This is a genomic window from Pseudomonas sp. UMAB-40 (assembly GCF_900095275.1).
GTDB classification, from domain to species: Bacteria; Pseudomonadota; Gammaproteobacteria; order Pseudomonadales; family Pseudomonadaceae; genus Aquipseudomonas; species Aquipseudomonas mandelii_B.
This window is the reverse complement of sequence record NZ_LT607589.1, coordinates 1-18,844: the sequence shown is the minus strand read 5'-3', so window position 1 is coordinate 18,844 and position 18,844 is coordinate 1. Positions and strand designations below refer to the sequence as shown.

At 52.6% G+C, this 18,844-nt stretch carries 12 protein-coding genes and 1 pseudogene; 7 read left to right on the top strand and 6 right to left on the bottom strand.

Annotated features, from left to right (window positions below; translation table 11 throughout):
• Positions 1-683: 683 nt before the first annotated feature.
• The 3 genes from K0F88_RS31600 to K0F88_RS31590 are packed head-to-tail and all read left to right on the top strand — an operon-like array spanning position 684 to position 2,703.
• The gene (locus tag K0F88_RS31600; protein ID WP_219097823.1) at positions 684-1,352 is read left to right on the top strand and encodes a GTPase domain-containing protein; all 669 of its coding nucleotides are present in this window, start codon (positions 684-686) and stop codon (positions 1,350-1,352) included.
• Positions 1,349-1,864: a hypothetical protein gene (locus K0F88_RS31595; RefSeq protein ID WP_219097822.1), complete on the top strand. Its 516-nt coding sequence runs from the start codon at positions 1,349-1,351 to the stop codon at positions 1,862-1,864. The genes K0F88_RS31600 and K0F88_RS31595 overlap by 4 nt, the downstream gene beginning before the upstream one ends.
• Positions 1,819-2,703: a hypothetical protein gene (locus K0F88_RS31590; protein ID WP_219097821.1), complete on the top strand. Its 885-nt coding sequence runs from the start codon at positions 1,819-1,821 to the stop codon at positions 2,701-2,703. Before K0F88_RS31595 ends, K0F88_RS31590 begins: the two co-directional genes overlap by 46 nt.
• 318 nt (positions 2,704-3,021) lie before the next feature.
• On the opposite strand, the gene K0F88_RS31585 is transcribed toward K0F88_RS31590, so the two are convergent.
• Positions 3,022-3,900, bottom strand: coding sequence for a peptidoglycan recognition family protein (locus K0F88_RS31585; RefSeq protein ID WP_219097820.1), 879 nt, complete (start codon positions 3,898-3,900; stop codon positions 3,022-3,024).
• 680 nt (positions 3,901-4,580) lie between these two features.
• On the opposite strand from K0F88_RS31585, the gene K0F88_RS31580 reads away from it, so the two are divergent.
• The 3 genes from K0F88_RS31580 to K0F88_RS31570 all read left to right on the top strand — a co-directional run bounded on the left by K0F88_RS31580 (position 4,581) and on the right by K0F88_RS31570 (position 9,723).
• A complete protein-coding gene (locus K0F88_RS31580; RefSeq protein ID WP_219097819.1) occupies positions 4,581-7,466 on the top strand; it encodes a UvrD-helicase domain-containing protein in 2,886 nt (961 codons plus the stop codon).
• A gap of 385 nt (positions 7,467-7,851) precedes the next feature.
• Positions 7,852-8,211 carry a DUF262 domain-containing protein gene (locus tag K0F88_RS31575; protein ID WP_219097818.1) on the top strand — a complete coding sequence of 120 codons (360 nt, stop codon included), beginning with the start codon at positions 7,852-7,854 and terminating at the stop codon, positions 8,209-8,211.
• Between the two features lie 72 nt (positions 8,212-8,283).
• Complete coding sequence (locus K0F88_RS31570; RefSeq protein WP_219097817.1) at positions 8,284-9,723, top strand: HNH endonuclease family protein; 1,440 nt, start codon at positions 8,284-8,286, stop codon at positions 9,721-9,723.
• Between the two features lie 573 nt (positions 9,724-10,296).
• Here the strand turns inward: K0F88_RS31570 and K0F88_RS31565 are convergent.
• From K0F88_RS31565 to K0F88_RS31555, 3 genes are all read right to left on the bottom strand, one after another.
• Positions 10,297-12,507 (bottom strand): S8 family serine peptidase, encoded by a 2,211-nt coding sequence (locus tag K0F88_RS31565; protein WP_219097816.1) that lies wholly within the window; start codon positions 12,505-12,507, stop codon positions 10,297-10,299.
• A complete protein-coding gene (locus K0F88_RS31560; protein WP_219097815.1) occupies positions 12,495-13,496 on the bottom strand; it encodes a trypsin-like serine protease in 1,002 nt (333 codons plus the stop codon). The genes K0F88_RS31565 and K0F88_RS31560 overlap by 13 nt, the downstream gene beginning before the upstream one ends.
• 75 nt (positions 13,497-13,571) lie before the next feature.
• Entirely contained in the window at positions 13,572-14,693 is a 1,122-nt protein-coding gene (locus K0F88_RS31555) for a hypothetical protein (protein ID WP_219097814.1), read from the bottom strand.
• Positions 14,694-15,263: 570 nt separating this feature from the next.
• Here K0F88_RS31555 and K0F88_RS31550 point away from each other — a divergent pair.
• The gene (locus K0F88_RS31550; protein ID WP_257605421.1) at positions 15,264-17,162 is read left to right on the top strand and encodes a patatin-like phospholipase family protein; all 1,899 of its coding nucleotides are present in this window, start codon (positions 15,264-15,266) and stop codon (positions 17,160-17,162) included.
• A gap of 100 nt (positions 17,163-17,262) precedes the next feature.
• Here K0F88_RS31550 and K0F88_RS31545 read toward each other — a convergent pair.
• Both K0F88_RS31545 and K0F88_RS32755 read right to left on the bottom strand, forming a co-directional pair.
• A pseudogene (locus K0F88_RS31545) lies at positions 17,263-17,981 on the bottom strand (SOS response-associated peptidase family protein).
• A gap of 23 nt (positions 17,982-18,004) precedes the next feature.
• Positions 18,005-18,370: a hypothetical protein gene (locus K0F88_RS32755; RefSeq protein ID WP_257605420.1), complete on the bottom strand. Its 366-nt coding sequence runs from the start codon at positions 18,368-18,370 to the stop codon at positions 18,005-18,007.
• Positions 18,371-18,844 lie beyond the last annotated feature (474 nt).

Here is an 18,844-nt window from a genome sequence, read left to right as displayed (position 1 = left end):
GGTATCGCCCGGTGGGTGCCTGACTGTTATCAAGGTCCGTGCCAGAAATGGATAAGGCTATGTAAATCAGGTGCTTGCGATTGTTTTTAGAGCCTTGAAAGGATGTTCGATCAGCGACACGAAGGAATGTGCGCAAGAACTTGCGCACCACTGCGCAACTTCTTGCGCACTCGGCTGGAGGCCAGGCTGGCCGGGCGATCAGCGCCTCGCAAGGACCTTTCTAGGCGAGGAGTGCGCAACAAGTTGCGCATGAAGGCAGTTCGCTATTAATAGGGGCTATGTTGCCGTGAAACGTTAATCCTAATGAGAGAAATGTGTGCGTTCGCTCCAATTTGCCTGCGATACAGCATATTGCTGCACCGCTGTAATCAAGCCTGAGACAGGCCGCGCCGCTGTGTGAATCGCCCCAGGTTTTGTAGAAACTGAATGACTGCTTTTGGTTGATTGCTGCCTGTCGCGAAGGGCCGCAGTTGACCCATGGCTGCCTTTCGTGAGAGGTAGCTAACGGCCAGTTGCTGCCGCTTCAGTGGTCTTCCGTATGACCTTCGCAAAGCGTACTCCCCGAAAGCTTACTTAAGTACAGCACTTAATGGCCGATAGCCTCTCCATGCTTACGCACGCGCAATGAGCAAATGGGCCGCAACGCTGGGCACTCGAGAACACGACACACAGGGATTGTTCGTATGGGTTGGGAGAGACTGTTCGTTGCTGCTGCCGCAGCTGTGGTCGCGGCTGGCGCCGCTTATTGGAAGCGTTACGAAATCAAAGATGTCTGGGAGAGCCTGATCATCAGCCTCAAAGGTAAGCGCGTGGCGGTGTTGGGAGAGCGGAATGTCGGCAAGACAGTTCTATTGAAGTTCCTTGCCAGTGGCGAGGTTCCCGACGAATACATGCAAACCGTGCTGACCGAGAAAGTCGAAGGAAAACGGTTTGCGATGGGTGACCTGAAACTGGACCTGAAAGAGACCCGAGACGTTCCCGGTGGGCATGATGCAATCGAGGAATGGAAAGCACTGCATGATGAAGCTGACATCGTCCTGTATCTGGTCAACTCTCAAAAGGTGAATCAGCAACGCATCAGGCGCGACCTCGAAAAGCTCGAAAGCTGGAACAAGGCACGGGCTCCCCAACCCAAACTGATCGTGCTCGTTACGCATATGGATCTCGACCCGACGTACGTCGCCACACCAGTGTCCGGTTTGGGGCATTTCCGTGATCGCTTTGTCAAACTCAACCTCGACGCGGGCCTGTCGAAACTCAGCCATCGGCCGCCAATCATCCTCGGCAGTCTTGTGAATCGAGACCAGGCGGCCAAACTCGTCGCTACGTTGATCAAAACGGTGACAGCATGATGCACGCGAAGGTCTTTCAGGCTCAAGCACTGGACAACAGTTCTTCGGACCATTTGCGCCTGGCGGAGCATGGTGCGGAGCTTGGCAGCCCAATCCGGGAACAAACGTATTCCGGAATGGCCAGCATCAGTGCGGAAGGCACCGTCCTGTTCGCACAAGATGGTGTGAAGCTGTTCGTCAAAGGCAACGCAGCGGTATTACAAGTCGTCACAGAGGAGCGCGACCATGCGGGCCGGTTGGCACCAGTGGTGTGCTGGGTCGAGCAAGATACCGAGCATGGTTCAGGAGCGAGTGGTGTCGATACGGTGTGGGCGTCGCTTGAGCGGTTCGCTACCGCCATCGGGCGCAGCTTTTCCGAGCCCAAACGGTTGGCCGCGCGGGAGGCGCTTGAACTACTCGCAAAAAAGCAGTCGAGCCAGAGCTTGATAGCCCTGGCGATAGCACTTCTGCAGCGCGAGTGGGCAGCGTGGCTCAACCGCGTGCTGGCGGCATTGAAGAATTTCGGCAAGTGAACGAACAGGACACGCGCACCGCGCGCAAGGGGAGCAATGTGACAACAGGCAGGATTCCGCTGGACCATGGCGCGCGCAGGGTCATGCTGGTGTTGGATGAAAACACGATCAATGAGTGTTTGTACGACCTTGAGCCAGAGGCCAAGGGGTTTCTATTCGATCCCCAGTCTCACATCGTACAGTACCCCATGGCGGCCGATGAGCCGGATAGCCAGGCGCTGCAGAACATTATCGATGCCGACCTGCTGCGGCCAGGCGCGGTGCTCTTGCAGAGCCCGTATGACCGCAACGCCTATGTGGACCTGAGCCAGGCAACCGATCAGTTCGCCATAGAGAAACTTCGGCACTTTTCACGGCTCTGCCAATACCTGGGGGCTCGGGACGTTACCGTTGAGCAAGTCGAGGTCAGCAAGGACTCCTCGTCCGAAGTCTACGAGTTGAACGGTAAAGCTCCTATCGCCAACCTCGATGTCAAGGTTGAAAACAAGGCGAGCAGTTCACTAGCCAGAAAGTTTTCTATCAATACCTCATTTCGCGGAGGCAAGCCCAACACCGAGGCCGCCGAAAAGTACTTGCGCGACAAACAGCTCTGGGGCGACGTGGTGATGCGCAGCCTGGTCGAGCAGTGCGCTGATGAAGACAACCAGATTCTTGAGCAGAAGGTGACGATCAGCCTGTCGAGCGAGTCGAAGCGTACCTTGGGCGTAGTGGCCAAGCTCAACCTGCCAACCAAGGGACTTGGACTGACGGTAAGCTACTTGGCCAGCGCTCAGTCCAGCGAAGAGTACCTTTTGACCTTGACGGTAAAGTTTGACGCCCCTGAAACCGATAGATTGTAGAGGCATGCCGCCAAAGTTTCCGGGATAAGTCAGCAATACTGGAATTGGATCGAAGAGCCATGCATTAGCGGGGCTTTTTATGATGTGGGCGGTGTAACACAGATGTTTTTGCTGTTTGGTATCGCAGGACTGCTTGAGGTAATCCGGAGATTCACCACGTCGTTGCGCATCCCGCAGTAGCCCTTCGGAAGATGGTGCCGGTCCAAAGCGCACTGATAATCTACGCAGCTAACCGTTGGGTCGGCATCAGTGTCAGCTTTGGGCCGATTGCTGTCCTTCACGATAGGCAGCTATTGGCCTGTTTCTCGGGGAGTGAGGTCAATAGCGATTGTCCGTGTACCGGCCATCCCAAGCCTGGGGAATAGTTCGCCCGTTACCCACGGTGAATTCTGCTCCTCCGTCAGACAGCCCCAATGTGTTTTGGGCCCACAAGCCTATGGTCTGCCAGATCAGCGAGCCCGGATCAGACTGTCGATCCTTACTGGATTGCCGATGTGGATGAATGTGGGTCAGCATTCCGCCATTAGCCGCCACTGTGTCCACGATCCACTGCACGGTCGCCTTGGCAGCGTTAGCCTGTACAGCAGGCAGATCCATGGGTTGCCTGGGAGTGCTCAGGTTCTTGGGTTGCCACAGCGTTTTGGGCTGCCCCTCGATACCTGCATACCACCCATCTATCTCGATGCCGACACTGCGCCGGTTAAGTCCGTTGGCGTGGTTGCAAACTTCAGTCAGGTCATAGAGCTGAATGACCTTGCCAGTCCGGGTGATGCAGAAGTGAATGGGTACGCTATGCCACCTCGCGGGCTTTTCGCCAATGTTGGTCGCCGTCTGATGCAGGACCACGGCCGTGATTTTCGACCAGGGCCGGTACGGCGAGTCTACCGAGCGTCCCGCATGAGGGTGGTTGGCTCGCTCATCGATAATGTTCGCGGTGGGCCCACCGTGGTCCAAAGCCGCAAAAGCCATATCAAGGGATGCGGCGCCAGCGGGCGTGATGGACTTCGGACGCTCATCCGTAGGTGAGCTAAGCCCTTGTGATACCAGGAAGGTGCCGTAAGCGGACAGGGTCTCATCGCCCAACACACCGTCGGCACCAAAGCGCGGTAGGCCATACCCCAACGCAATAAGCTGCTGCTGCGCAATGATGACGTATGGATCTTCGGAACCCTTCTTCAGGAGAGCTTGTATGGGCATGATGGTCTCCTTTGGGGTTGATGGATGGCAGATGTCCATCACCCAGCAGAATACTGCCCACCCGGCGCGACTCGTCGGGGCTGCTCAGGGCTGATGCAGTCAAACCATATCGGGTCGAACATATCGGCCCGATATGGTGGGACTCTTTCGTCAGCGAGCACGCGCGCTCACTGGAATTCTGTCAATGCCAAGCAGTACGGAGAACAACGGACGTCCAGCCTGCGGGGCGTCAATGCATGCTTGGATGCTAGTAGACGATGAGTCATGTGGCAAACGCACAAAATGGCGAATGGCTATCAAGAGAAAGTATTAAGGAGAGGGCCACGTTTATCACAGGGTGCTCGGGCTGTAATAGCTATGAGGGGTAAAAAGGAGATTTGTCTCCGCATCGAAATATTGGCCTTGGAAACTTAGCGGGTTATCAATCTCCGCGACGTCCGGTGCAGCTAGGTTTCCTGCTGGCTCGATACTTGGCCGACCGCATGATGGCTCCGGTGTAATCAGTACGCAGCCATCGATAACGATCCTAACCTGTCAGTGCCAGTACGCAATATGCGATAATGGCCATGTAATGGCACTGGTATGTGCCTTGATTTGGATCGGTACAAGGAATGAACCTGCATGACTCGGACGAAGGCAGCAGCTGCCACTTTGCAGTGCTGGTATAGCGGGATGTTCCAATGAGTCAGGGAGCTTTTCAGAGTTTTCGCTTGGCGAAATGGTTAGGTTCTACCTGCGCGTCTTTAGACATTGCCTCCAATGGATTGATCGCCGTTGATTGGACAGGGCAGACATCAAAGATCCTAGTGGCCGGAATGCCCAAACCGCCCCAACTCAATCGCTGGTTGGGATTTTCTTGTTTGACGTTGACGTTACCCTCTTGCCAATTAAAGGCCATTGGATGGGGCGTCAAGCGTGCGGATGACATCTGGCGCGCGGCGTTACGTGAATGGTACGGCAACCGTGTGTTGGCCATTGCCGAGACCCTGAATGCTTTCTACAACAGTGTCCAAGCATTTGGTTACTGCCGTCGCTCGCAATGGACACTCCTGCATGCCTCGTTGGTCAAGCAATCCAAGCAATGGCCAGCGCTGCCTGCCAGGGGGTTGGGTGTTCTCTCAGGACCTGAGCGCAAGATTCTGGCCCGGGCTTGGTCGTGGGTTCGTGACGGAGAGAGATGCTTGCGTCGTTGGCGTAAGCAATATGTGAAGCTCAGCCTCGTCGAGCACGCCGAGTTGTTCGACACCATCGAGTCCATGCCTCTCACGCTCAACCAGCGTCTCGCCTGTATCGTGGACGAAGATAACAACCTGGTGCTCGCAGGAGCAGGGACGGGCAAGACCAGCACAACCATGGGGCGCGTCGCCTTTCTGGTCCGCAGCGGTCAGGCACAGCCTGAGGACATTCTGCTATTGGCCTATGGGAAGGATGCCGCGGATGAAATGCGTGAGCGGCTAGAAGCGCGCGTCGGCATCAAAGGCATCAAGGCGTCGACGTTTCACTCTCTGGGTAAGGACATGCTGGGGCAGCCGTCTCTCACGCCAATGGCTGAGGACAAGTCCGCACGCAAGCGTTTCATTCAATTGACCTTCGAAGACTTTCAGTCTGAGCCGGGCTACCGTAAGCGACTGTTGCAGTATTTCGAGAACTACCTGTTTCTGATCAAGAACCCATTCGAATTTGCCTCTCTGGGTGAGTACTTCGCTTACCTGGCAGAACATGAGGTCAGAACCCTAAAGGGTGAGCTGGTAAAAAGCATGGCCGAGTGCCGCATTGCTAATTTCCTGTTCAAGATGGGGGTGGAGTACCAGTACGAATCCCGCTACAAGGTGTCCACCCGCACGGCTGAACGCCGGGACTACCATCCCGATTTTTACCTACCAGCGTTCGATCTCTACATCGAACACTTTGGTACGGACCGCCGCGGCAATACGGCACCTTACGTCGACCGAAAGGCTTATCACCAGGCGATGGCCTGGAAGCGTGAATTGCACAAGCAGCATCAGACACGGTTGATCGAAACGTTCCACTTTGAGCAGCAGGAAGGTCTCCTACTTCCGTTACTGGAGCAGCGCCTGCTCGCGGCCGGTGTGAGCTTCAACCCTCTGCCTGATGAAGTCATGTTGGCGACACTTCGCGAGTTCGGGGTTGTCACTGAGTTTGCCGACTTGCTGGAAAAGCTACTGACGGGCTACAAGGCCGCGGATCTGGCTAAGGTCGATCTGGAGGCTCGTATCAACGCGGCACCATCCCCAGATCAGATGCGGGCGGCGCTGGAGTTATTGATGCCTGTTTATCAGCGTTATCAGGATGACCTGGAAGGTAAGGGGCAAATCGATTTCGATGACATGATCGTGAAGGCTGTACGCCTGGCGGAGCAGGGGGACTTCAAGGCTCCGTGGCGCTTTGTGCTGGTAGATGAGTACCAGGACATCTCCGAACCAAGAGCTCGTTTAGTCAAAGCACTTCGACGGTCTCAGCCTAATGGCTCGCTATTTTGCGTGGGGGACGACTGGCAGTCGATTTATCGATTCGCTGGCAGTGACATCCGTCTTACCTCGGAATTTGAAGCGTTCTTTGGTGCGACCGTCATCAGTGCGTTGGATAAGACTTTCCGCTTCAACGACAGAATCAATGCAGTGGCCAGCCGGTTCGTGATGCGCAATCCGGCGCAGTTGAAGAAGGATATCCACACTCATACGGTGGAGGATTCGCCGGCGGTTTCGCTGTTCCGGACTGAGCTGGATGACGTTGAGGCGCTACCACATGTTTTGACCAAGATTGCTGCGCGGGCTAAGCCTGGGTCGGTGGTCTACATTTTGGCCCGATTTAATTTCCTGCTGCCGGACAAGGCAAAGCTCAAGCATTTGAGTAGCAGCTACCCGCAGTTGACGATCAAGACCTACAGCATCCACACCTCGAAGGGACAGGAGGCAGACTACATTGTGGTGCTAGGCAATAAGGCGGGTAAGTTTGGAATGCCTCCCCAGAAGGCAAGTCATCCTCTGTTGGAGGCGCTTTTACCGCCCCGTGAATCATTCGCTCATGCCGAAGAGCGGCGCTTGTTTTATGTGGCGCTGACCAGGGCCAAGCGGCGTGTTTATCTTGTGGCCAGTAAGGGGAGGGGCTCCAGTTTTATCAAAGAGCTCCTTGACGCTAAATATGATGTTGAACTCGAAGAGTTTGGCGAATTAACAGCTGTGTCTGCGCCGGGACCGGCTTGCCCAGTGTGTCAGACAGGGGAGCTGACATTGAGGGCGAAGAAAAATGGCCGTGAGTCATTTTTCTTCTGTTCGAATTCTCCGCGTTGCAAGCATACCGAGACTGCATGTCCGGATTGCCTGGCGCCGATGCATAAGTCGGGGCGTTACTTAGTCTGTAAAAAGATTTGTGGGGGATGGGTTGCGCTGTGTCCATTGACGGGGGGTAGGATGGTGCCTCGTGGGACTGGTAAGCAATTTTTTGGGTGTTCAGATTATCATCGAGATGATGCTGAATCCTGCTCCCATACAGAGACACGGATTCCCCCTCCCAAAGGCTTTAAGGCTCGAGTGTTTACTCCGTAATCTTGATGAGTTGATGACATAAAAGGAGCTTCCATGCTCTGCGATCTGCGTGAACGGCTTAAGCCGACATCCCGAATGCGCGTGTACGATGCCATCCCTGAAAAGTGGGTATCGATGTCATTGATTGGCACAACATTTCCTTCAACAGATCACCAGCCTTGAACCCTAATGACTGCTAGGTGGGTTTTGATGGAAGCGACCGAGTATTTCCGCATCTTTGTTACAGCAAACTGGATTTTCAGGCTGCTGAGCGGGATAGATGGTTGCATTGGCAAGGGGGGGCGAAACCACTGCCAGAGGCCGTGCTGATAGATCAGAAAATTAACCTCGCCGAATTCGACTGGAATAGGCGTCTACTTTATTGCGCTGGTAGGGACACGTAGACATGCATAAAAAAACACTGACCACTTTGTTTTCAGAGTCGCTATATAAAATACCAGACTACCAGCGTGGTTATGCGTGGGTAGAGAAACAGTGGAATGATTTCGTCCAGGATGTTGATGCGCTTGTTGACGAGAAGGTACACGGCCATTACACCGGAACCGTGGTGATTTATGCCGGCCGTGACGCTGAGGTAGTCAACTATGGCACCCGTCGCTTGAAAGTGGTGGATGTGGTTGACGGTCAGCAACGCTTGACCACCACCTGCTTGTACCTGTCGCTGATCCTTCGCAAGTTGAGTGAGCACGGTCAGCTAGAATACGAACGGGAGATCCCAGATTATTTATACGCCGATGGCCGCTGAAAACTTGAACTTAACAATGACACTCAGCACATTTTCTACGACCTTCTGAAGACTGGACATCCCAACACAGAGGTGCTGACCCCGCACGGAAAAAGGCTTGTTCAGGCCCACGATTATTTCAAACAGCATTTGAATTCGCAGCTCGACAAGCGCAAAGACGAGTCTGTTGTCTATCTGAAAGAGCTTTACATAGCGCTGACAGGGAAGCTGCATTTCACGTTCTACACGATCGAGGAGGAATGTGAAATTGGGATGACCTTCGAGCTGATGAACTCTCGGGGTAAGGATCTTTCCGTTCTGGAATTACTGAAAAATTACCTTATGCATTGGGCCTCACGAAACGGACATGTTGGCGGAACGAGCGAGTCGTTGACGCACATACTGAATCGGAGTTGGAAAACCACCTATACAAATTTAGGTACCTGCTCGGGCAACGAGGACCAATGTCTACGCATTGCGTGGATCTTGTACTGCTCGCATACACCAAAAAATTGGGTCGGTTACAACGGATTTAAAGACAGTCAGTACATTCCGCTGAGGGATTTCTCCCGACGTTCGTTGGAAGAGACAAGAGAGTTTATTTGTACTTTTGCCGAGGGGCTTGCGGAGGTTTCTCGTCATTACGCTTGTATTACCAGCCCTACAGCCAGTAACACTTCGTCGGACGAATTGAAGTGGCTAACCAAGATCCACCGCACCGGAAACATCGCAAATTTCCTGCCGCTGATGGTTGCTGCTCGCAAGCACAGGCAAGATTGCAGCTTGAAAGACGAGGACTACATCGAACTGCTGAAAGCCCTTGAGCATTACGCCTATCGTGTTTTTCTCTACGATGGCCGCCGCGGTAATGCTGGTAAGTCGAGATTCAACCATTGGGGCTATGACGTTTTCGGTGACGCCAAAGAGATCATCCGGGTGATCGCTTCCATTTACGGTCTGGCTCGCTACTATTCTTCGGACCATTCCTTCATTGCTGGGAATGCAACGCCAGAGAACTGGTACGGCTACAGGACCCTGTTGAAATACACCTTGTATGAGTATGAACTTTACCTCTTGGAGGTCGAAGGTAAAGATAATACGGCTAAGCTGGCGTGGGAGGATCTGAAGGACTCAACCATTGAGCACATTCTTCCGCAAACTCCAGAAGAGAACTCCTATTGGACAGATCTATGGAGTCGTGACGAGAGGGAACTGTACCTTCATGACATAGGCAACCTCGTGCTCACACACAACAACTCGAACTACCAGAATTTCGATTTTCCGCGCAAGAAAGGCAGCGCTGGCAAAGGCAATAGCTACAGCAATTCGGACATCCGACAAGAAAGAAGGCTGGCTCTAGATGAAGATTGGCGTGCCGAGGAGTGCGCAAAGCGGCGTGGAGTGCTGGTGGACTGGATCAATACACGCTGGGGAACGGACTTTGTTCTGGGTATAGCGGCCGTGGACGTCATTGAGGATGTCATCGAGGACGCCGACGAGGATGGAATTGGGATGACTTCTGAAAATAACTGACGCAAAGTTTATATTTCGCCGGGCCGCGTTGGTCTGGCGTATTCACTCTCGTTGAATAATGCCTTAGTTGCACAGTACTGACGTTCGACCTGCCCAGTTAAGCACTGAAAGCATGATTTCTGCGGGGATGCTCTGGGAATCGTAAAAGGCAGTAGTCCGCAAACGTCTTTTATCCGGCCGCCATTAGCGATAATCAGCTAATAGGCGATCGTTACCTGAGACTGGATCTGCCTGTGTGCGCCTTAAGGCCATCGCAGGTGAAAACGTAATGGCTGTGGTGCAGCAGATTAATAGGCGTGGGGAAAGGGAGTGCCACACGAGAGCGTGCTAGGTGATTCTGACTGGGTGATGCGGGAGAGGTGATGAGCCGGAACTATACGATTGACTGGCCAGATCTGGATAGTGAGTAGGTAAATCGTTTGTTTGACAGCAAGGCCGCTGGAAGCCGTGCCTGGTTATTTACCTTGGACTCAAGGTATACACCTCCCTCCTTATCATTTCTTGTCTAATTAAACTCAGTACAGCAGTGCTTATTAGGATAAATTAAAGATAACGTTTATCGGCGACAGGGCATCAAAGTGAATGTCTATACGGTCTGCTTGCTGTGACCAGTTGGTTAAGTTCACTGATGCGCACAGTGCGGATAGGGCCCCCGCTTACTGGGATAGGAACACCTTTACTATTAAGTTCAGCTCTAATTTTTATTTCAATTAGAGCATCACTTGATGCAGAGGCAAGACAGGGAGCTTGAACTACCTGCAGAGGGGATTTTTTTCCTTTGTATAGCCATAACCCTTCCTCCGAAGCTTTGATCGCCCAAAGATTATCTCGATCAAATGGTTTTGAACAGCTGATGCCGGCCATCCCTTGGAATATGCCTAATACTTCATGGACGGTGCCATCTTCAAGGGACGTATATTTTAGATAATCGTCAAATATGTAAAGCGCACGGACAATATTAAGCTTTGACCTAGATAGAATCTCGCTTGGATCGGGGACGGACGCCACGGACTTTGGTTTTGAATTGGAGGGAGAAACTTTTTTTAACAAATCGCCGCTGATCATCAATCTGTTTTTAATTTCGACTGGTAACAAGTCACCCAGTGATCTTAACAACGTAGCTGCAAAGGTAACGAGCGCTGCGGCTTGGGATGTTCCGCTGACTTTCGAAACTTTTCCACTATCGTCCAGCCATGATGATAGATCGCAACCTGGGGCAGCCAAGTCCACACTGCTGGCGCCGCGGTTACTGAAAGTCGCCAATTCTCCATTCGGTCTATGCGCGGCAACGGTTATGACATTGCGCTGTGATGTCCCACCAAGTGATGCGGGATAGTAGGGAACATCAGACAGATCGGGGTTTCCATCGTTTCCTGCTGAGACTACGAACAGGTTGTTAGTGGAAGAGTCAGTCAGGCGTACGAAGACGGCATTTAAACCAACCCCGGTGGGCTCCTCATACTCAATGCTGAGGTTGACGATGTTGTCCTTCAAAAGATTGATTTGCTGATTCAATTCACTTGTCGAGTTGGGGATAAGCGTCTCACCGCCGTCGCCGATGTTCACAATCCAGAGCCGCAACCAAGATACCCCTTCGGAACGGTCGAAAATAGATAAGTACGGCTGGAAATCGGCCCCTCCCAGAACCAGCCCGGCAATGTGTGTTCCGTGGCCACTGACGATGGTCGCGGCATGTCTCCCGTTCAGATAATTTATCGGGTGAATTTTCCCATCAGTAGTAGTTGTCATTGGTCCAATGATACCCGCGCCAGCTACCTGACTGGTCGTGAAAAAACGCGCAGGGAAATGCGATCCAAAAATGATGTTGCCTGAAATGACATTCGCACCAAAGAAGCCATTGTCGGCGATAGTGACTTTGGTCGGAACCTGATCCAAATTAAGCAGCTTGACCGCTTCCATCGAGTCCTTGTAAGCGTTGAATAACCACAAGGTGTTGAAAGGCTGGTTAGGAGCCGATGGGGCTGTGCATTCGGGCGGGTTTTCGTAGGTTTCCGATACGGCAGACTCGATTCGCCCTGCAGCAATTTCAAATCGAGGTTGTAGTTGGCGATTTTCCGCTGAGGGTGTAGTTGGTTGAGCAGGAGAAACCGAGAACTTGACGGTTGATAAGGCGGGGCGAGTTGTTGCGCTTGAGCGAAGCGTGGACCGGAACTCGTCGGGTGAAAAAGATGCTTTGACAATTGTCGTTGCAGTGATGTGGTTAGGAATCAGCTTCTGTCCGGGTTTGATCTTGTCCAGATTTGGAATGCCCGAAGTCTTGAAGTACTGCTCGATCGTGTGACTCTCACCGGGTGTCCCGGTGAGAAACTCATACACACCCGAGGCGGTATCTCCTTGTTTAACTACATATTTGAATGTCGGTTTTGTATTCACAAAGACACAGGCGGGCCACTTCACTTGATAGGCGGCTTCTCCAATGACCATGTCTGGGGCATGGGGCAATTTGATTGAGCTGTTTATCTCACGTAGTTGATCCCAATACGCGGATCTGAATGAACCGCACAGCACAGATATAATTTGGGTTGCGGTCAGTTGATTGAGATCTGGATAATTTGATTTCGATAATGTTTTTGTGTCGACCAGTGTCATGAATGTTTTCAGAAAGTCGTCAGGCACCGGTCCGGCGGCTCGGAAGGCGAAGGTTTGTTTCGTTTGACCAGAGGGTTCATCTCCCGCAAGAGTGTTACCGCAAAACGTCGCCCAAGCGACGAGGATTAACCGTTTGAATATCAGGTGAGTAGGGCGGCAAGTTAATTTCGGCATGGTAGAAACCCTGGCTTGCTATTGAGCCCGCAGATGACGTTTTGTTTATGAGTAGTAAGCCAGATGTTTACAAATTTTCTGAAAGAGTCGGTTGCAAGGGGGGCCACGCGCGAAATGGCGATTTGTTCGGAATTCTCTGTGGACACAATCTGAATGCTGGAGTTAACCGCACGTACTTTTCGAGGCTGGGTCTGATTGGTCGTCGTAGCGCCAGAAAACAGCGGCCCTCCCGAATCGCCTGCACATAGAGCTGGTGCACTGTTCAACGGGGACCTGATACTTGCAAATTGATTCAGCAACCCGTTTCCATCGCTTCTTCCAGAATGGATTGTTGCGTCTCCGATACGCAACAATCCATCAAGCTTCAGGTCGCCTTTGGGCTTGACAAGAATCGCTGCATTCGAGCATCCAAATCCTGTCATCAGAATAGAGATGCCTGGTACGAGGGCGTCCGAGCTATCGATATTTTCATAGAGTAATCCGCTCAAGACTTCCGGCAGCACATTAGGTACTTTGAAGCTGCATAAAGCATAGTCCTGGCTGACTCTTGGGCGTACGAAGTCCCACACCTCATCCTTAATAGCCTTCGAGTATTCCTCGGAGATCACGCAGGAAACGGGTAGCTTTTGTCCACCGACCTCAAAAGATATGTCGGAGCGAACCGGTTTGCCTGGGCCTGAGTCAAAGCAATGCGCTGCTGTCAGGAAGACGCCAGGGCCAACAAGCACACCTGTACAGGTCGCGGGAGGATCTTCATCTTTAGCAGACAGACGAGCATTCAGGATCGTAGGCCAATCCTTTCGTTCTGCTTTGACACCGTTAATAAGCTGCACTTTACCGTCCGTGCCGCGCTCAGCGAAAGCTTGAAAGACAACCGCCGCTTCCGTTTGAGGCGTTGTCGATTCAGAGGATTCTGTAGGACTGATAGCAGCACTTAAGGCGACGAGAAGTGATGCTTTCATTCCTGGAGTCAATTTGTCCCATCGCATCGACATGTCCAGTGTGGCCTTACTTACCACGGAGAATTGAACGCTAGTTAGTAGGTTTACAGGTGAAGCAGATCTTCACTTTTTAGCTGGTGGAGTCGTTTTTACTTTCTCCGATCCCTCCTTCGTAGCCACTGAGCCCTTAGCATCTCTGATCGTTTTGATAGCCTGCTGAATAGATTGGAGGTCGTCGGAAAATGTCGCAAAGTTATCTGCAATGGCGGTGCCTGACATCGTCGCGCCACAGATTGAACCCAGCTCAATCTTGCCTTTTACTGGAAGAGGTTGCAGCCGCACGACCTCCGGAGAGGATACCGTTACATGAAAAGCTGGGTGCACGTCACTAAACTCTGTGCCAATTTGGAGTGTTGCACTTCTGCACGCCGGTACTGGCCAGTATGAGACCTTACGGTTCATTGCTTTGTCCATGAAGTCTTGGAAGAGTACGGTTCCTGGAGGAGGCGTTGGGTTGTCATACTTAAATGAGTATGTCCATTCCTCGTTGATGCTTCCTGAGCTGTTTGGACCTGCCGGGACTTCAATGACAAAAGGTTCAAGAACCGTTGCTTTGCTCTGCTGCGCATTCACGCCTCCTACGAGCGCGCTAATTTGGATAGCGGTTGCTACTACTGAGGCGACTTGTCCAACGCGTTTAGGGACAAGGTTTTCAGCGGTACTGCTCACGGATGAGACAAGATCGGTGTTCTGATACTTTGTGATTCCAATAGTGGTCGACTTCCAGAAGCCAGAGACCCCCTTCACTGCCATTACACGACCATCGTCTGGTAGTTGGACGACTTTGGCTTCCCATCTCATCCCATCAATGATTGCCGTCGCGAGGCCGTTGTGGAGCGTCGGGGATGAGGCTTGGTTGTTGTCGGGAGCAGTCGTTGTAGTTGCAACAGTTTTCTTGTCCTTCGCAGCGTTACCACTCACTTTGGCGGTCGGCTTGACGACCGCAGTACCTGGCTTTTTGTTGCTGCTGGTCTCGCCGGCTGCATCAGCCTTCTTGTCAGTTTCAGGCTGCACAGGTGATACGAGAATATATGTCTTAGGGAGGACAAAAAGCTCATAGTGATCATTAGCTTGCGATTCAATAGCAGCGAAGTCGCCTTGATTTGCAGGTGATGTGTACTGAATCTCAATGTTTTCACAGCCAGCGAGACCCAAAACTGCAACGAAAGGATAAATTTTCTTCACGCTAATCTCCTCAGCGGTATGTGAGAGCTTAATAAAAGACGGTTCAATCTTTCTATGTGATGATGGGGATAGACCAAATATTGTTAGGATGAGTAATGCTGCATGCTTGCATATGGATGTTGCGGTAATGGGGGCTTTTAGGCGGAGTTACCATAAGTTTAGTGATTCATGAAAATTCTATATTCATTCTGAATTATTTTGAACTTTAGACGCTGGTTGGTGAATGTCCAGTGGCTATCATTCTTTATACGTACGCAACGTTAGATAAAGCGAGACCCTTCGCCAGAAATGCATGTCGGACAGAGGCGGTCTTGTTTCTGGGTTTTCGGGTTTCAGTGAGGAACCAATAGTTCTGGGTGATGGCAGCATGAATATCGAACGGGCTACGTGATGTACCGCGTAAAGCATTTGATCCCGATCAGTGTGTTTCACGACCGGGGAATAGACCTAAAGATGCTTGCAAGGCTTTGGCCCAAAGAGGGTAAAACGGAGAGCGGGATAGTGGCAGGTGGCTATAATCTGCCGGACAGCTTTTGCTGTGCTCACAAATATGAACCAAGGAACGACAACATGAAAAGGATGATGAGCGCTTTCGTGTGCCAATTTGTCTTTCTGGGGACGGCCGGATTGCTTGCGAGTTGTAGCTCTGTACCCCAGCAGTGGGAGGATGGACGGGTAACACGGGCTCCTGGCATTTCACCAATGCGACCGCTTTCTGAGACCACAGAAAATACATTTAGCAAAGATTTTTCCTCAGAACCGCAGGGCAATAAACCTTTGGTAATCGGACTGGCACTATCTGGTGGTGGAACGCGTGCAGCCATGTTTGCCCATGGGGTGCTGCAGGGACTGAATGATAGCGGTGTACTCGAGAAGCTCGATGCCATTTCATCCGTATCGGGAGGTAGCTATACCGCACTCTGGTATTACACCAAACGTATGGAACTACAGAAAGTACATATTCCCTATCAAGCCATGTTCGAGGATTGCGTCCCTCTCTGGTGGCAAAAAGCGCCTATGCCAGGTGAGTCTAGTTACGACACCAGGTACAAAATTTGGAAGGCTCTGCAAATGGCAGGACAAGGCAACGATGGGTTCCAGAAAATGGAGCCTTGCCAAGGGAGTAGGCATTTTAAAAGCGGGGATCCTTATCGATGGCAGGTGCACCTTTCCCGTTGGCCTGACACTTTCCGTTACTCCGAGACAATCCCTACGGGTGATAGGCAAGGAGCCCCATGGTCTGAAACGATCAAACTAGCATTCACCAGTCTCGGTGAGGTGCTCGTTTCTGCGTTGATCAAAACGGGTGCGGTGCCCTCGGCTTACCAGTACGGGGTTGAAAGAGCGTGGGCCTTAAACCCCAATCCCCGTACTCGTGCCGATCAGGACTTCAGTTACACAAACGATACGGGTGGTAAACCACAAACCTCGGATTGGCATCTGGACCCCACCAAAGCACATTGGCAGGACCTTCGGACGCTCTATGCCGATAAGGGGATTGGGAAATTGCCCCTATGGATTCTCAACACTACCAATGCTCCACAAGGTATGGGGACAGATCAGAGCCGCATATTTGAAATCACTCCTTTTGGCCAAGGGTCTGAATTAACCGGTTACATGCGTAACGGAAAGCTGTCCATTGAAGACATGGGAACAGCAGTTCGTGCTTCAGCAGCTGCAGTGGATGCTCAGGGGGCTGGCGAGAAATATGCGCAGACTTGGTCCGCACGCAACTATCTGTTCCCGCTCGCTGAATGGGGTGTGACAGTCGACAACAAGTTCCAGGATTCCCCAAAACGCTTCCGGCTCAGCGATGGTGGTCACTCGGAGAACTTGGGGGTATATAGTCTGCTGCGCCGTGGTGCCCGGGACATCATCTTGGTCGATGCCGCAGAGGACGTCGAAGGGCGCATGGCAGACCTATGCAAGCTCCGTAGCATGCTCAGCAGTGAGCGGATCACTCTGACATTCTCAGAAGAGCTTCCGCGGCTGGACGAGGTGTGCAATGTGGGGGGGCATGCTAGAGACAAGGCCTACAACACCTCCGCCTGGCTCAATCCGGTAGTGTCTGGAAAAGTCACCTGGCCAGCAGATAGTGGACTGCCTCCGACTCGCATCTGGCTAATCAAACTGGGGTGGGATCAAAACGCTGTTCGGCAAGCATTCAATGCAAAAAGCTGCGAGACACGCGAGCATCCGGTCAGTTGCATTGTGACCGCCTACTATGGTCATAACGCTGGAAGTGTCGTACGTGAAGACGGCCTGATGTACTTTCCGCAACTGACTACTTCGGGTGCAGGCTTTAGTGCCAGTACATATCTTTTCTGGGCTTATCGTGAGCTAGGCAGGACGGCTGCCGCGAACCTAAAACTGATGCCTGATGGTTCGCTTTCATTGTCGTCCAAGGTGGTGCCAAAGCCACAGCCGGTGAACTGCGTCCGCGCGGGATTGCGCCCTGACACATGCTGAGCAGAAGATGATTCCGTCAGTATTGATCTCCATGTTGAGGTTATGGTGACGAAGCGCGACCAGTTCGACCCCGGCCGGGCGATGCTTTAGGGCGGCGTTGCTACGTATTTTGCAGTCGAGGTGTTTGGCCGCGTTCTAAATCCCCTACTTGATCGATCAGTTCTCGCCCCCGATTACGCACATTCCCTACAGCCCGGTCCCCCGGGTACCATTCGAACACCTCGGTCGGCTCGCCCTGAAGCAGCACTATCTGTTCGGCACGCTCCTAAGGCGTGCCTGGATCCAGCCAGTCCCGGGCGAGCTCTGGTGATAGCGCGACTGGCCGCCGGTCATGGATATCCACCATGCCGCCGGCGCTGTCGGCGGTGATGATGACAAAGCCGTCATGCTCACTAGGCTCATGTTCTCCGATGGGATACTGCCCAATAGCTGCACATAGGATGGGCGTCTGGTCACAATGGCGGATCAGGTAGGGCTTTTTTTCGCTCCACCTTCATAAACCCACTCAAACCAATTGTCGATTGCGAGGATTGCGCGGTGTGGCCAGATGGCTTTAAAAAATGGGCCATGGGCAACTTTCTCCACCCGAGCATTGATCGGCGCGGCGCGGTCTTTAGCCCAGTGTGGGCGCCAGCCCCAACGAACCATGTCAGCGCGTAGGTATTCACCATCACGGTGAAAGAGGGCGAGCTGAGTCGTCGGGGCCGCGTTGTAGCGTTCGAACGGCTGGTCACCGGCATTGCTGATCAGGGAGTTAGGGATGCTTAACGCTGCGACGAAGTCGTGTATGCCCCGGTACTGGGATAGGCGTCCGCATATGATTGCTCCCTCCGGCTGTGTATTCAGGATAGACCCGTGACTGCTGGCTTCGTTACAAACCCGTTTCCGCTGCAGATTGGGCAGTCGTCGCGCTGACCGAAGTGATCAAGGTAGGTCGGGCAGGTGCAGAAGTTCGCCAGTTCAAGCAGTGGCCGTGCTTTTTCGAAAGTACGCAGGTTGTGACTCTCCTGGGCGAGCTGGGCAGAATCAACCAGCGCGCGGTACAGGTCGGGATCGTCGATCGGCACGTAGGTAACGCCCTCGACCATGCGCAGAGTCTCCAACACGTCATACCGTCGTCCATCGAGTATGACCAGCGTGAGCCCGTTGATTGTTGCAATCGCGTCGGACGTATTAAAAGCCAGCTGCGCTTCACCGCATTCGGACAAAACTTGCCGTCATGCCCATATCGTGAGCTAACGTCATAGTAAGTTGATCGGCTGATGCGTCCGAGATTTTTGTTCCACTCAGCACCCGTCATAGAAGGACGCGCCGCAGTATCGGATAGGGGAGTCTTTTAGTTATTCCACGACGTGCTACTTAGCCGCGCTCACCATTTATTCCACATCGAACAGCTCACGCTGGCCAACCAAACCCTTGGCGGGCAAGGTTTCAATCATTGCATGCCAGGTCGTTCGGTGGGTTTGCGGGGCTCTGCATACCAAACTCGTGGTAGTCGAGGGTGCAGCACCATCGATGAAGCCTAAGATTTGATCGTCTCACCGCAGGTTAACATTTTAACGAACACGGTTAACGTTGCTGCTCTTAGAATTAAAAGAAATTGAGTTTATAACTGGATTGGATTTTTGGGTGCTTGAATCGCCCCGGATTTTCTAGACACTCTCCAGGCTCGCTGCGTAACG